Below are 14955 nucleotides of genomic sequence, written 5' to 3'. Positions count from 1 at the left end.
TTCCTGAACGAGCTTATGCACGGTAATGCCCCACGCTGGACACTGAGCGATGGCGTAACGCTCACTCGCGCGCCGATAGGTGCGAAAGACGGGCTGGCGTTACAGATTGCCCGCCATGCCCTGGCGACAGGGCAGTTGCGGCGGGTGCTGGAGCGACGGTTCATACACGCGCCAGCCTTCAAAGACTTGTTCATCTACATGGACACCGCGCACACGCTGGTGATCTGGCAAGGCCTGCCCGCGCAGCAGGATGCCATCGCACTGAATGCACGGATCAGTGCGGCGCTGTCACTGGCGGACCTTGAGCGGCTGGACGACTACCGCACTTACTATTGATACCGGCCTCTTCAATCCTCAGCGAAGGTCCAGCTCAGGCAACTGGAGTGTCTCGCGCTTGGCCTCTTCATCCAGCTCACGCAGGGTGCGATAGATCAATGCGACCGCGCGCAAGGTCTCCCGAGTAATGTTGCTGCCGACTTCCTCTTTGTACAACGTGCGTGCCAGCCATACGCACTGAATCACCGGGACATCAGCCGCCTTGGCCCTGTCGATCAGTCTCAACGCCTCGCTATCGGTGCCTTTGTCCACCAGCAGCGGCAACGGGGTTTCCCCTGGGCGGTAATAGAGCGCAACGGCAAAATGCGTGGGGTTGACCACCAGCATGTCGGACTCTTCAAGCTTGGGCAGCTTGACCTTAGGCTCTTCCTGAGCCAGTTCGTGGGCCAGGGCTCGACGCTGGTTCTTGACATGGGGATCGCCCTCCATGTCTTTGTATTCCTTGATCAGTTCTACCTGGGTCATACGCATGCGCTTGGCAAAGAAGTGCTTCTGCAATGCCAGGTCGATCAGCGCCATGACCAGTAAAAGTCCCAGGCAGGTATGCAGCAGATGCCGGAACAGCACGATCAACGCCGAGATGTAGCCAGGCAAGTCACCGCTGGTCAAACCAATCAGCGCCCCCAACGCCGGGCCGATCACCACATACAGGATCAACGTGATCAACAGCGCCTTGACCACTCCCATGAACAGATTCATCAGTGACTGCCCCGAAAACATCTGCTTGAGCTGATTGAGGGGGTTGAGTCGGTTGAAGTCCGGCTTCAAGGTTTCAGGCGCAAACAGAAACCCGAACTGCCCCCAACTGCTGACCAGCTTTGCCAGGATCGCGACGGCGGCCATCAGTAACGCGAAACTAAAAAACACCGCCGCACTATCCACCACGACCTCTTCAAGGGTGCGCATGAAAGGCTGCCCGATACGCGACACCGGTAGCATCAATAATTGCTGGAGTCGCTGCATGCTGGTTTCTGCATACAACAAGGCAATCTCGCTCAACACCGTCAACGCCAGTAGTTTGCCGATGTCCTGGCTTTGCGCGACCTGGCCTTTTTTACGTTGGTCACGCAGTTTCTTCGCGGTGGCCGGGTGCTTCTTTTCGCCTGAGTCGCTCATGTTCCCACCCTGAACAACAGCCCCAGAGCGTGCTTGTACTCGGACAACACGCTCATGCGCCCCACGATCAGGTCTTGCAGTACCGGCAGATAGAGCAGGAGAAAAGCCAACCCGCCCAAGCTCTTGGCCGGCATCGACAGCACCATGACTTGCAACTGCGGGCTGTAGAGACTGAGCAAGGCGATAGCGAATTCAATCAGCAGCAGCAACGCGATAAACGGAGCGGCGTAGAGGGTCATGTGCGTAAACGTATCGCCGAGTAACCCCAGGAAGACATTAAAGCCATTGACCGCAGGGACCGGCAGCCAAACGGTGGGTGGCCAGATCAGGTAGCTGTCCCAGATCACCTGGGTCACCACGCCCAGGCCAAGCATGACGATCAACAGAAAGATACTCAACTGCTTGAGCATGTGCCCGATCGGCGTGGCGTCCGGTCCCAGGGAAGGATTGAGTTGACCTCCGATCAAGGCTCCACGTTGGTTGTCCAGCAATGCCCCCACACCGTCGAACAACCAAAAAGGCATCGAAAGCAGTGTCCCGAGCAAAAAACCCAGGGCTATCTCCTTGAGCACCAGCCCGATGATCAGCAGGTTGGTCAACTCCTGCCCCATCAAGGCGGCATGCACTCCGGGAGCGGGCAACAGGGCGAGCACCATTACGATCACATGGCGTGGCATCCCGCGCACATGCTGGAAACAGAACGCTGGCACCAGGAACGCACAGGGGTAGATTCGTGCCATGGAAATGACCAGGCTGGGCAAGTACTCAAGATAAGGGATGGCCATCGCGCAAGCTCCTCAAAGCGCAGAGCGCGCAACCATATCGAAGGTGAGGTTGGTCAGCTTGATCAACTCGATGCCGATCCAGCGCCCGGTCAACGCCAACGTCACGCCTACCGCCACCAGCTTGATACCAAATGGCAATGTCTGGTCCTGTACCTGCATCAATGCCTGCACCAGCGACGTCAACACGCCGACAATCACCGCGACAATCAATGGGGGCGCCGACAGTATCACCACCAGCAACATGCCCTGTTTGAACAGCTGAATAGGATCCATGCGTCACTCACAGGAAGGAAAGAAATAGGCTGTCGAGCAACCGCGACCACCCCGATACGAGCACGAACAACAGCAATTTGAGCGGCAACGAAATGGTCATGGGCGACACCATCTGCATACCCAGCGCCAACAACAGGTTGGAGACAATCAAGTCGATGACAATGAACGGGATGTAGATCAGAAAGCCGACTTCAAACCCGGCTTGCAGTTGCGAAAGGACAAAGGCCGGGATCAGCAGAATCAGGTCATCGCGGCGGGTATTCGCGGTCAACTCCGGCGGCCACATGCGGGCGGCATTTTCATGAAGGTGGATCAGCAGGTCAGGCTCAGTGTTGCGCAACATGAAAGCCCGCAGCGGCTTTATCGCAACCAGGCCGGTGTCCTGGAATGCCTGCACGCTGGAGGTGTCTACCGGCGATTCCTTGATGACCTGGGCGATCTCGTAGCCCACTGGCGCCATGATAAACATCGTTGCCGCCAGCGCGATGCCGTTCAAAGCCATGCTCGGCGGTACCTGCTGCACGCCGATGGCATTGCGGGTGATCATCAGCACAATGACAATTTTCAAGAATGCCGTGCAAATGATCAACAGCATGGGCATCAGAGCCAACGAGCCAAGCAGCAGTGCCAGTAATAGCGGATCAAGCCCCTGGACGGTCACCGGGAAAAGACCACTCGGGACAACTGCAGGCCCAGCCGGCCATCCACCTCGACCAACTGTCCCTGCCCGATAGGACGCTCGCCATAATAGAGTCCCGCCAGGCCAGGCCCATATCCGCTGATCCCCAGCACTGCACCGGGGGACAACTGCCGTAACTCACCCAGGGTCAATTGCAGTGTGCCGCAGCGTACAGTCAGAGCCATGGACAGCTCGTCGAACGGCTCATGGCCAAAGACATCTACCAGCGGTTCGTCTTCATTATGCTCACCCATCCCATCCCACCCCTGCTCCCGGGGTTGTTCAACAAAATCCTCATCCACTGCAGTTTCCCTCATAGAAAAAAGTGTCAATTGCAAAGCACCCGTTTGATCTTCGATACACCCTTGCAACAGGTGCTTGCCCAGGCGCACAACCCCATCGCCCTGGGCATTGAACAGGGGGGTTTCCAACACCAGCACATCGCCGCTTCGTAGCGTCTGCAACTGCGAAGCAGCCAATTGCAAACGCGCCAGCGTCACCGGTATCGACAGAGCAAGTGAGCCCGGCAAGGTATTGGCCACCGGTCGCCACGGGGCGACATCGCACAACGCCAACAGGCTGGCCGGCGACAACATCAGGCGCGCCACCACCCGGGAAGCGCCCAGCACCACAGTGAGCCGACAGCCAAACGTCTGACGATGCAATTGCCCCAGTGGCTGTAGATAGCCGAAGAGGTCCGTCAATTGAGGGCTCAAACTGTGCTGGAACAATGCCCAGAACCAGGAAGGTGGATCATTGCCGGTATCGGCAGGTCCCACCGGACACTCACCAAACAGGCTCAAGACGGCTCCAGGCTCACTGAACGTCAACACTCCACGGGCGGTCTCGAATGACATCAATCCCTTGCCCGCCGGCGCAACACCCGGTTCCAGGCGCAGTTCGCCAGACTGACCGGCAACCTGGAAGGGCAAACGAAGTCCGCGCCCCAAACGACGTCGCGCCGTTACCTTGGCCCCATCGACCACAGGCAACTTCAAACCAGGCAGCATCACGTCTCCTCGACTTCAAGGACACGCAAGCTGACTGGCTGCCCGAGCCCGCGGCAGAGCCGCTCCTGGCACCCCTGGCGGACACCGGCGAGCCAAATCGATGTTCGCGCCTCCTCGGCCTCCAGGGTGATATCCCAGGACTGGTTCTCATGCCCGGCCCTGACATTGATCCGCCCCAATCGCGGCATGTAGAGCGTCATGTTCAAGGGCCACTGGGACACGCCGCTCAGGCGCATCTCCAACTGCTCGGCCAAGGCGTCAATCGTCTGGTCACCGAGCGGCGACACTTGCTCCGGCATACGGCTGGAAAAGCCCTCCCCCCCACTCTCGTCACCCAAGTACTGGGCAAACAACTGGCTTTGTTCCAGAGACACCACATTGCCCGCGCCTGCCCCGGCATCAGGCTCACGTACAGGCTTGCGTTCGGTTTTATCCAGCGACAATTGCCTCATATCTCCTCCTGCGCCAGCAGCTGCGCCAACTCTTTGAGTTTTTCTACCTCACGCAGGCATTGGGTAACCTGCCGCTGGGCGGTATCAACTTGCGTCACTTGCCTCTCCTGTTGCTGATACAGGCCACGTAACTGACCCTCTTCACGCGCCGTGCCGGCCAATAAACTGCGCTCCTGATTTCCCCACGCGTTCAAGTCCTTTAGAGAAACCACTTGCCCTTGATGCTTGCTTACCAGCTCGGCGGTTTTCTGCGCCTGCTGCTGACGCGTCTGCTCCAGGGCCGCATGCGCCTGCTGAACCTGATCCTGCAGGGCACGCTGGGCTCTTTTCGCTTCACGCAGGGTGCGCTCGGCACGGTCGGCACGATGTCGGCGCAGACGGCGCAAGGTTTCTATTTCAGAAAGGGACATAGGCCGTCAGCTCGCTGAGTTGCTCCAAGGTCCGAGCCATCGGCGAAGGCTCTCTCAAGTCCTGGCGCAAGAAGGCATCCATTGCCTGCCTGCTTTGCACGGCAAGGTCAGTCAGCTCATCGGCACCGGCCTGGTATTCGCCCAGCTTGAGCATCAGCTCAATCTGCTGATACGCCGACAACAGCCGCCGCAGTGCCGTGCTCGCCTGGATATGTTCCTGTTGAGCCACGTTGCTGAGAATCCGTGAGAGGCTGGCCAGTACGTCGACCGCCGGGTAGTGTCCGCGCTCGGCTAATTTGCGTGAGAGCACGATGTGGCCGTCCAGCAGCGAGCGCACTTCATCCGCCACCGGGTCGCTCATGGAGTCCTGCTCGATCAGCACGGTGTAGATCGCGGTAATCACACCCTGGCGGGTCAACCCTGCGCGCTCCACCAGCCGCGGCAGCAAGCTGTAGACCGACGGTGGCAGGCCACCGCGCCCCAACGGCTCGCCGGCGGCCAGGCCAATCTCCCGCTGGGCCCTGGCGAAACGGGTCAGGGAATCGATCAACAACAAAACCCGTTGCCCCTTGCTCCGAAATCCCTCCGCCAGGGCTGTCGCGGTGAACGCGGCGCGGGCGCGCTCCATGCTCGAGCGGTCTGAGGTTGCACAGACCAGTACGGCCTTTGCCCGCAGGGTCTCGTCAAGTTCATGGTCGAGGAACTCGCGCAGCTCACGACCCCGTTCGCCAATCAGGCCAAAAACAATCACATCGCAATCGACGTTGCGTGCAATCTCCGCCAGCAAAGTGGTCTTGCCACAACCTGCGCCCGCGAAGAGGCCAACACGCTGCCCCTCGCCCAGGGTCATCAGCCCATCAATCGAGCGCACCCCGGTGGGCAACGCTCGATGGATTCGCGGACGCTCAGTGGCCAACGGCGCCTCGCACAACACCGTCGTTGCACCTTCCGTATCGATGCCGGCAAACGCACTGGGGCCGGTGCCGTCGATGGGCCGTCCGAACCCGTCGAGTACCTGCCCCAGCAAATCGTCGCCCACCCGAACCCGATGCGGGATGCCCAGGCGCTGCACGCTGGCGCCAACCTGAACACCCTCCAGGTTGCCCAGCGCACTGAGGACGGCATCCTGGTGATCAAAGCCAATGATCTCTGCCAACATGCTATCGCCACCCAGCTTGTCCACCAGGCACAGATCACCGATACATGACTGAGGTAAACGGCATTGCAGCAACATGCCATTGACTCGTTGGATCCGGCCACGCGTCGCCACTGGCGAATAGGTTGCCAGCATCGCTGACTGGCGCTGCTGCCAGCTCTCGAGCCGCTCTGCGAACTGATGCGTCACCAACCCACCTCATAACGTTGCTGGCCGTCGAACACCACCTTGTTGTTATCGATGGAGGTCAAGCGCAACCCTTCCACTTCGTCCCCCAGAAACAATCGACGTCCATGCTCCAGGACCACGTGTCCATTCTTGCCGCCTACAATTTGAACGATCCTGAAGGGCAGCTCGCTATTACGTTCACGTACACGACTGATCACTGGCACAGGTGTGTCGAATTGCTCCTGAAAGCGATTGAGCATGCGTGAAATCAACGCCACCTCATCCCTGGAACCCGTACCGTCGATGGTTATCTGGCCATTGATGATTTCCAGGGCAAACCGGTGGGACAACTCACGCTCGCCCAGCATCTTCAACAGTTGCTGGCGCACTTCGTAAGAGCTGGCCAGCTCGTGTTTCTGCTCGAGGACAGGCCTGAGCGAAGCCTGTGACTGACTCTCGTCGGTGGGGACCATGCCCAAGGCAACGATGATCAGAGCCACCACCGCCAACACGCCCATGAGACGCTTGTGCAATAGGTTCGGCGCCGGAGCAGGCGTGGTTTGTGAATGTTTGGGGGCATCCATCGCCTGCGTGAAATCGGGCGCAGGAGCCGGCACCGTAGGCCAGGGTTGGGCGGCATCGGCTACATAGAGCCGAACCTGAGCGATGGAAAATAGCGTATTGATCGCAAGGTCCGGAATCTGTGTTTGAGGCAGGCCCGCATCGTCCTGCAAGAAGCCTTGCTCTGCCTGCACCGACCATCGACCCGCTTCGCACAACAGGCGTATGTGACGCTCCGAGATGCCTGGATCGTAGAGCGCAAGATCGGCATCGGCACTGGCACCAATGATCCATTGCTCACCAAACAGTGGTAACGCAGCGCCTTGGTGCTGCCCAGTAACTACCCGCAGCTCAAACATAATCGAGCTCACGGGCAACTGGTAACGGTACATGGCTGTAGAAATCTGCCGTTATGTTCATACCTCACCCTCATGCAGCAAACCGTCCTGGTCCAAATCAATCCGACCGAGCACCTTGACCTTCGCCGCGCTCGTCAGCTCGGCAAAGGACACCACCGGCACATGGTTGAACTCCTCCAGCAGCAACGTGCGCAAAGGACCGCGTAGATCCTGGGCAACCAGCAGTACGCTTTTAATCTTGGCCCGCAACGAGAACCCCTCGTTCAACAGGCTGACCAGCAACGCACTGTGCTCACTGTCGAGGGCAAAGAACACACCGGTCTGAGTCTGACGTAGCGCCTCGCGCAGGACATTTTCGGTATGAGGCGATAACAGCCAGGCATGCAAGCCGTCGACCTCGCTGTACTGGTGGTAGATCTGGGATTTGAGGGCAATTCGCGCGTAGTCCGCCAGCGCTTCCGGCTCACGCTCGTGTTGGCCGTGCTCGATCAGCGCCTCGACAATCAACCGCACTGCACGCAACGGTATACCTTCGCTGGCCAAGCGTTGCAGCACCGCAGAAAAACGCGACAACGGCATGATTCGTTGCAGTTCCTGGACCAGCTCCGGCTGATTGAACTCCAACCAACTGAGGATTGATTTGCTTTCTTGAATACCCAGGAACTGAGGACCGCTGAGCATCATTGCGCGATTCATCCGCTCAACGATCAGGTCTTGGGCGGTGAAGCGTTCCAACTGCTCGTCGGCCAGCAGCGGGTCATCGGCAGGCAGCCACCACCAGTCCTGTTCGTCCCGAACCGCCAGCCCCAGGGTTCCCTGCGGCGGCTCGCTGGCACAGTCCACGCACGCCACAGCCAATCGATCGCTCAGCGACGCCCTGAACATGGGCACTTCGTGTACACAAAAGCGGAACTCATCCTCATCCACAGCCGGGCTGTATTCGATCTCGAAGGGTGGCAGCGTCAAGCCGACACGGGTGACGATCCCGTTCCGGGCCTGGCGAATCGCCTGAATCAGCGCAGCGACACTGGGATCGCCCACCCGTGCTGCAGCAAACTGCAGCAAGTAAGGCCGAGACGGATCAAAGCCTCGCAAATCTTCATCGCCATTGTTTTCCGGGGCAACGGCTGGTGCGCCCTTGCCTTCAGACTCATCGTTTTTCGCGCTTTTGCGTGAGAGGTGATAACCCAGGGCTCCTGTCATCAACGAAATAACAATGAACACCCCAGTCGGCATCCCCGGAAGCGCGGCGAACGCCAGCATGCCAACCGATGCGACCATCCAGCTCTTGGGCTCGCTGGTCATCTGCCGGGCAATTTCAGCGCCCATGTTGTTGGCGCCCTTGCTCAGGCCGTCCGGCGCAACCCGAGTGATGATCATGCCGGCAGTCAACGAAATCAGCAGCGCCGGAATCTGCGCGATCAGCCCGTCGCCAATAGTCAGCACCGAGTACAACGCAATGGAATCGGAGGCGCTCATCCCATGCTGGAACATACCGGTGGAAAATCCGCCCAGCAGGTTGATCACCACGATCACCAGGCCGGCGATGGCGTCTCCCTTGACGAATTTCATGGCCCCGTCCATTGCCCCGAACAATTGGCTTTCGCGGGACAACTGCTCACGTTTGTTACGGGCTTGATTGCCATCGATCAAACCCGCACGCAAGTCGCTGTCGATGGACATCTGCTTGCCGGGCATCGCGTCGAGACTGAAGCGCGCAGCTACCTCGGCGACACGTTCCGAGCCTTTGGTAATCACCAGGAAGTTGACGAGGGTCAGGATCATGAAGATCACCAGGCCCACGGCCAGGTTGCCGCCCACCACGAAGTTACCGAAGGCCTCGACGATGTCTCCGGCATCCTGCTCCAACAGAATCAAGCGGGTCGTGGCAATCGATAGCGCCAGGCGGAACATCGTGGTCAACAGCAGGATCGACGGAAAGGAGGAAAAGGCCAGTGGCCCGGGTAAATACAGGGCCAACATGATCAACAGGCACGAGATACAGATATTGAGTGCGATCAGAATGTCCACCAGCCAGGTAGGCAGTGGCACGATAAAGATAAACACGATAGCCAGCACGATCACGGCGCCCATGACTTCGGCACGCCGTGCAACGCTCAGAAGCGTAGCGTTGATCCATTGAAGCGCAGTCAAGTGGGGACCTCCACCAGGCTGGTGGTAGTACGACCCTCTGCCGCTGTACGTTCCCCCATGTGCGTCAGGAAATGGCTCAGGGTTTCCTGGCGGCTCCTGCTGTCGCGCCACAAGGCCATGGGCAAACGCTGGATCAAGGGATAGAGCGCATTGAGCGAGATTAGTTGGTTGGAGAGGTTTTCCCCTCCGAACTCGCAACCAAGACGATGCACTTCACTGGGCCCGATGCCAGTGCTGGCGTACCCCAGCAAACGTTGCAGCAGCGCAACCGCCTGTTGGTTGCCATGGGCGCCTTCGGGAGCCAGGCGCAGCGCCAGTTCAGCGCAATTGCGCAAGACATTGTTGAGTTGCCCGCACGCCTGCAGCCCCAGCAACAACGTGCGCAACTTGGCCGTGGGCACAGAAGGAACTTGTGCAGCCACATCATCAGCCAGCGCGCGGCGCATCACTTGCAGGCCGGCGTTGAATTGCTCCCCACCGAAAAGATCAAGCAACGCCTGCATCATCGTCGCCAGGGATTGGCGCAACACCACACTGGCGTAATACAGCTGGCGAACAGCCTGGCGTAACCCGGGGTCATCGGTGCCTTTATGCAACGACAGCGCGATGTTCAAGCCGGCTTGAATCTGCGCCTTGTAGCGCTCGTTCATCTTTTTCAGGAAGTCACGGGCCAGCGCCGCCTCGACCTTGCGCGCTTGCGCCTCGGCCTGCGCGGTGATGTGCTCCAACACCACATAAGTCCTGGCCGGGTCACCCCCTGTCAGCTCCAGCAACTGATCGACACTCATCTTCTGCAACAGCAAGACCCGGACCTGACGCGCCAGATGCGCCAGGCTCTCTTGCCCGGGATGCCCCAACTGCTCGTATAACTGGGCCAACTGCTCGATTTTCTGCACCCGGTGCCCAGGCAATACAACCGCCAATTGACGCTGATCCAGGCTTTTGCTGCGCCGCTCCATCTGCTGACTGAAGAGCAAGCCAACTTCCTCGACAGCATTCTGCTGCACAACCCGGGGCGCCAACGGAGTTGGCTGGGGTGCGATGGAAGTGCGGTTCAGTTGATTGAGTTTTTCAACTTCGCTATGACGTGCTTCAACTTTCATGGAGGCGCCGGAAGGTTATATTTCATGTCACTGTGTGGCGGCCCCCATTCAAACAGTTCCCACTCTTGAAACATTTCATTGCGCGCGTAAGAACTGGCACAAACTCATATACGTCATTGCCATATTTTGCGCAAAAAATCGCCCGCGATAAAAAAATATACATATATATCAACAATATATGAACCAACAAGGGTTGGCATAAGCGGTGCTTAGGAGATCTCCATCGAAACCAGTTCGATAGCGATTAACTGAGGACAAAAAATGGAAAACACTTCCGATGCAGTAGAACCGACCCTCCCTGTATCTCCTCAATCCATACTCGAGCTCTCCAATGACCATCATAAAAAATTGCGTAACTTTATTCACAAGCGCGTCCTCAACCCCGAAGACGCCGATGACATCCTGCAATTGACCTACCTGGAAGCGTGGCGCAGCAGAGAACGTTTCGGCGGGCAAGCCACGCTGAGCACCTGGATGTGCGGTATCGCCCAGAACCTTATCCGCAACCACTTTCGCCGGTTGTACGCCAAGCCCGTGCATTGCGAATTCGATGAATCACTCTGGCATGGCCAAGACGAAGGGCGCGACCTGGGATGGGAGTTCGAAGTCAACCGGCGCCTTGAACGCGCCCTGCAGGCGATCAATAACTTGCCCGCTGAAATGCGCAATACGCTGTACACCTCCCTGGAAACCGATGGCAGCTATCAAGACACGGCCAATGTGCTGGATATCCCGATTGGAACTGTCCGTTCAAGATTGTCCAGGGCCCGTGAACAGCTCAAGCGCACCACTTATGGCAGGCTGCCTCGATGACCCTGACGACACTGCCAAAGGGCCTCCAGGCTTTTGTCCCCGAGGATCTTGAGGCCATGCGCGGCATCTTGAATGAAACGATCGAAACCGGGATCAACTCCGCGCTGACAGAACAGATTTCCTCGGAACAGTTCGCCTACGTAGTCAATAACTATCACCGCCAAGGCTTTCCGATCTATGTACTCAAGCGTCGAGGCGAGGTGATCGGATTCGTCTGGGTCCACAGCTTCTGCTGGGGCGGGGATGCGTGCAGGCACACCGGCGAAACGGTGTTGTATATACGCAAGGACCATCACGGTCGCGGGGCTGGCGTTCCTCTGGCCAGGGCAGCCATTGACCTTGCCAGGTGCCACGGTTTCGAATCCATCGTGGTTTGGGTACTGGAAGGCAATGATGCAAGCCTGCGAATCGCCAAGGCGATGGGGCTGGAGCGCTGGGGATATTTACCCAATGTCGCACGCTTGGGCGATCAGCCTAGAAGCGTCCATCTTTACGGCCGGTCGCTTCTACCACCCTGATCACCCGCCACGCAGGTCAGGTCTTTTTCGTACGGGGCAACAGGATGGCAAGGATGCCAAGCAAGGGCAGGAACGAGCACAACGTGTAGACGTATTCGATACCGTGGATGTCCGCCAGATGCCCCAGCAAGGCCGCGCCAATCCCGCCAAACCCGAACATCAGACCGAAGAACACCCCGGCAATCATTCCGACATTACCCGGCACCAGCTCCTGCGCGTACACCACAATCGCCGAAAACGCCGAGGCCAGGATAAAACCGATGACCACGCTGAGCACGCTGGTCCAGAACAAGTCGACATGGGGCAACAGCAAGGTGAATGGCGCCACGCCCAGGATCGAGAACCAGATCACGGCCTTGCGTCCAATCTTGTCGCCAATCGGCCCGCCGAAGAAAGTCCCCGCCGCCACCGCCCCCAGGAACAGGAACAAGTGCAACTGCGAGCTTGCCACGGACAAATCAAACTTCTCGATCAGGTAAAAGGTGAAGTAACTGGTGAAGCTCGCCATGTAGAAGTACTTGGAAAACACCAACAGCCCCAACACAACCAAAGCACTCAATACCCGTCCCTTTGACAAGCCATGAGTCGCCGCCTGGCCTTGCTTGAGCTTGAACAGGTTTAAATGGTTGCGGTACCAGCGACTGATGGCATACAGCACCCCAAGTGCGAATACTGCGAACAAACCGAACCAGGCCACGTTACCCTGGCCAAAAGGAATGATGATCGCTGCAGCCAACAATGGACCGAAGGCCGAGCCGACATTGCCACCCACCTGGAAGGTCGACTGCGCCAGGCCGTAACGCCCGCCGGAAGCCAGGCGTGCTACGCGGGACGCTTCAGGATGGAAGGTCGAAGAGCCGACTCCGATTAACGCCGCCGCCAAGAGAATCATCGGGAAGCTGCCAGCCTGGGACATCATGAGAATTCCGACCAGCGTGCAAACCATCCCGCACGGCAGCAGAAACGGTTTGGGATGACGATCGGTGTAATACCCAACCCAAGGTTGAAGCAGGGAAGCGGTGAGCTGGAATGTCAGGGTAATCAGGCCGACCTGGGTGAACGTCAGGCCATAACTGGCCTTGAGCATCGGATAGATCGACGGCAACACCGCCTGGATCAAGTCATTGATCAAATGCGCCAGCGCTACAGCGCCGATGACACGCATGACCAAGGGGCTGGATTGCCCGACTGCCGACATCGTAGCCACCGAAGGTTGGGATTGGGTAAGAGCCATGGAGAGTGTTTCCGTACCGCAGATGGATGCACAGGTGCAGGTGTGACAATGTGCCACTTTTCCCTGTGGAATTACCATCCCCTTAGGGTGCTAACGAGTTGAGCGACTGCCGGACAATCGCGCAGCCACTCGTCGCCGGAACGCAGGTTTTCGTTAAACGGTTGAAAGCGTAGAAAAAAATTCAATAAAAACGCTTGACGCATCTTCGTTCTACGCGAATAATGCGCGCCACTTGGCTACATAGCTCAGTTGGTTAGAGCATAGCATTCATAATGCTGGGGTCCGGGGTTCAAGTCCCTGTGTAGCCACCAAGTACTAAAAACGGCTTACCGAAAGGTAGGCCGTTTTTTATGCCTTCCAGAAAGTTACAACATCGCCCCCACCCCCTCGCTCCGACAAAAAGCTTGATGCCCCTGGCCGCGCCCATAGAAGTGTTGCAATCCTGCGGGGGCAAATATCTGATCTTGCGCTGGCACCCAACAGATCCCTACCTCAAATCGAGCTACCTGGAACGCCGCACTGCGTAGGAATTTTCATACATGGCAGCAGGATAATTCTACTTATGCCGTGAGGGCTTAGCCGGCAAAGTCCTGCCCCATCAGCAATGGTCGGGTTGAAACAGATGTTTGAGGGGTGTGTTCTCGTTGTAGAAAGTCATGCTTTACAGCGCAATGTGTTGGTCAACGGATTGCTGAACCTGCAGATCGGGTGCGTTTTGTCGGCAGGGAGTGCTTTACAGGCTGTCGAACATATTCGCCGCCGAGAAATAATCGATGTCATCTTCTTTGACTTGAATGACGGATCAATCAATAACCTTGACTTTCTTAGTGTCGCCAGCGAATTGGGCAATGTACGAGCCCTGATCGTGCATGGAGAGTTGCCATTGGCATTGCTGCGCTCGGTTGCCAAGATGAGTTCGTTATCGTCCATCCCTTTACTGGGTGTATTAAACAAACCCTTGCAACCGCAAGCCTTGCAAAAAATATTGGCGGTTTTCAAAACGCACCACGGCTCTTCACTCATACAACCGGCAGCAGAACTCGAATTGATTCCTCATGCTGAAGTCCTGCAAGGGTTGATTGCCGGAGAGTTTCAAGCCTGGTATCAGCCCAAGTTCAACCTGCACGATGGCCGACTGTTTGGTGCCGAGGTGCTGGTCCGTTGGGAGCACCCCCAGAAAGGGCTTTTAATGCCTCGCGACTTACTGGCGACAGTAGTGGCTTATGACTTGATCGATGACATGTTCAAACAGCTCTTGGAACAAGGGCTCGAGTTCATGAGCCGCCAGCGGGAGCAAGGGCTTGATCTGGGGCTTGCATTCAACCTGACAGGCTCTCAGTTGGTACGCAATGACCTGGTCGAGCACATTGTCCAGCGCTTGCAGCAGTATGAAATGCCGAGCTCAGCGCTCATGTTCGAAATCACCGAAAACGGCATGCTGGATTTGCCTGGATCAGCCGTAGAAAATTTGCTGCGTTTGCATCACGCCGGCTGTGGTTTGTCGATCGACGACTTCGGTATTGGCTTTTCCTCGTGGAGGCAGTTGGCACATCTGCCCTTTAACCAACTCAAGCTCGACGGTGTCTTTGTCCGGGACGTTGACGACCTAAGTAACCGGGCGGTCATTTCAAGCAGTGTCGCGTTAGCCAAGGCACTACGGATGGATCTGGTTGCCGTGGGTATTGAAAATGCCCACGCGCTTCACACCCTCATCAGCTTGGGCTGCTCCTTTGGCCAAGGCTTTCATCTTGCACTGCCGATGACGGGCGCTGATTTTGCCACATGGCTGAAGTTTCATTCGCCGCTCGTTTAAAAAAACCACACCTGT

16 protein-coding genes and 1 tRNA gene are annotated in these 14955 nt (G+C 57.6%); 5 read left to right on the top strand and 12 right to left on the bottom strand.

Annotation, left to right across the window (positions count from 1 at the left end; all coding sequences use genetic code 11):
• The first annotated feature begins 15 nt into the window (after positions 1-15).
• Complete coding sequence (locus OQ460_RS04420) at positions 16-336, top strand: transcriptional regulator (RefSeq protein ID WP_410020669.1); 321 nt, start codon at positions 16-18, stop codon at positions 334-336.
• Positions 337-354: 18 nt separating this feature from the next.
• Here OQ460_RS04420 and sctU read toward each other — a convergent pair whose 3' ends face one another.
• The 11 genes from sctU to OQ460_RS04365 are packed head-to-tail and all read right to left on the bottom strand — an operon-like array spanning position 355 to position 10562.
• Positions 355-1452: a type III secretion system export apparatus subunit SctU gene (gene sctU / locus OQ460_RS04415; protein ID WP_410020668.1), complete on the bottom strand. Its 1098-nt coding sequence runs from the start codon at positions 1450-1452 to the stop codon at positions 355-357.
• Positions 1449-2237 carry a type III secretion system export apparatus subunit SctT gene (sctT, locus tag OQ460_RS04410; RefSeq protein WP_410020667.1) on the bottom strand — a complete coding sequence of 263 codons (789 nt, stop codon included), beginning with the start codon at positions 2235-2237 and terminating at the stop codon, positions 1449-1451. Before sctT ends, sctU begins: the two co-directional genes overlap by 4 nt.
• A 12-nt stretch (positions 2238-2249) precedes the next feature.
• Positions 2250-2510, bottom strand: coding sequence for a type III secretion system export apparatus subunit SctS (gene sctS, locus OQ460_RS04405; protein ID WP_410020666.1), 261 nt, complete (start codon positions 2508-2510; stop codon positions 2250-2252).
• 7 nt (positions 2511-2517) lie between these two features.
• Positions 2518-3171: a type III secretion system export apparatus subunit SctR gene (gene sctR / locus OQ460_RS04400; protein WP_410020665.1), complete on the bottom strand. Its 654-nt coding sequence runs from the start codon at positions 3169-3171 to the stop codon at positions 2518-2520.
• Positions 3168-4202: a FliM/FliN family flagellar motor switch protein gene (locus OQ460_RS04395; protein ID WP_410020664.1), complete on the bottom strand. Its 1035-nt coding sequence runs from the start codon at positions 4200-4202 to the stop codon at positions 3168-3170. Before OQ460_RS04395 ends, sctR begins: the two co-directional genes overlap by 4 nt.
• A complete protein-coding gene (locus OQ460_RS04390; RefSeq protein WP_410020663.1) occupies positions 4199-4651 on the bottom strand; it encodes a type III secretion system HrpP C-terminal domain-containing protein in 453 nt (150 codons plus the stop codon). Before OQ460_RS04390 ends, OQ460_RS04395 begins: the two co-directional genes overlap by 4 nt.
• On the bottom strand, positions 4648-5061 hold the full coding sequence (sctO, locus tag OQ460_RS04385) for a type III secretion system stalk subunit SctO (RefSeq protein ID WP_410020662.1): 414 nt from the start codon (positions 5059-5061) through the stop codon (positions 4648-4650). The genes OQ460_RS04390 and sctO overlap by 4 nt, the downstream gene beginning before the upstream one ends.
• Positions 5048-6352: a FliI/YscN family ATPase gene (locus tag OQ460_RS04380; protein ID WP_410021925.1), complete on the bottom strand. Its 1305-nt coding sequence runs from the start codon at positions 6350-6352 to the stop codon at positions 5048-5050. Before OQ460_RS04380 ends, sctO begins: the two co-directional genes overlap by 14 nt.
• 50 nt (positions 6353-6402) lie before the next feature.
• Positions 6403-7305, bottom strand: coding sequence for an FHA domain-containing protein (locus OQ460_RS04375; protein WP_410020661.1), 903 nt, complete (start codon positions 7303-7305; stop codon positions 6403-6405).
• 57 nt (positions 7306-7362) lie between these two features.
• Positions 7363-9459 carry a type III secretion system export apparatus subunit SctV gene (gene sctV, locus OQ460_RS04370; protein WP_410020660.1) on the bottom strand — a complete coding sequence of 699 codons (2097 nt, stop codon included), beginning with the start codon at positions 9457-9459 and terminating at the stop codon, positions 7363-7365.
• Entirely contained in the window at positions 9456-10562 is a 1107-nt protein-coding gene (locus OQ460_RS04365) for a TyeA family type III secretion system gatekeeper subunit (RefSeq protein WP_410020659.1), read from the bottom strand. The genes sctV and OQ460_RS04365 overlap by 4 nt, the downstream gene beginning before the upstream one ends.
• 261 nt (positions 10563-10823) lie before the next feature.
• Here OQ460_RS04365 and OQ460_RS04360 point away from each other — a divergent pair, with 261 nt between their 5' ends.
• Positions 10824-11375: an RNA polymerase sigma factor gene (locus tag OQ460_RS04360; RefSeq protein WP_410020658.1), complete on the top strand. Its 552-nt coding sequence runs from the start codon at positions 10824-10826 to the stop codon at positions 11373-11375.
• Complete coding sequence (locus OQ460_RS04355) at positions 11372-11893, top strand: GNAT family N-acetyltransferase (protein WP_410020657.1); 522 nt, start codon at positions 11372-11374, stop codon at positions 11891-11893. Before OQ460_RS04360 ends, OQ460_RS04355 begins: the two co-directional genes overlap by 4 nt.
• 16 nt (positions 11894-11909) lie before the next feature.
• Here the strand turns inward: OQ460_RS04355 and OQ460_RS04350 are convergent, their stop codons facing one another.
• Positions 11910-13127, bottom strand: a complete 1218-nt coding sequence (locus OQ460_RS04350; protein ID WP_410020656.1) for an MFS transporter — start codon at positions 13125-13127, stop codon at positions 11910-11912.
• A gap of 234 nt (positions 13128-13361) precedes the next feature.
• Between OQ460_RS04350 and OQ460_RS04345 the strand changes: the two genes are divergently transcribed.
• A tRNA-Met gene (locus OQ460_RS04345) sits at positions 13362-13438 on the top strand.
• Between the two features lie 311 nt (positions 13439-13749).
• Positions 13750-14940 (top strand): EAL domain-containing response regulator, encoded by a 1191-nt coding sequence (locus OQ460_RS04340; RefSeq protein ID WP_410020655.1) that lies wholly within the window; start codon positions 13750-13752, stop codon positions 14938-14940.
• Positions 14941-14955 lie beyond the last annotated feature (15 nt).

The sequence above is a fragment of the Pseudomonas imrae genome (assembly GCF_046352735.2).
In the GTDB taxonomy this organism is placed as follows: domain Bacteria; phylum Pseudomonadota; class Gammaproteobacteria; order Pseudomonadales; family Pseudomonadaceae; genus Aquipseudomonas; species Aquipseudomonas imrae.
Note: the sequence above shows the minus strand (reverse complement) of the source record. Positions and strands in the feature narration are given on the sequence as shown.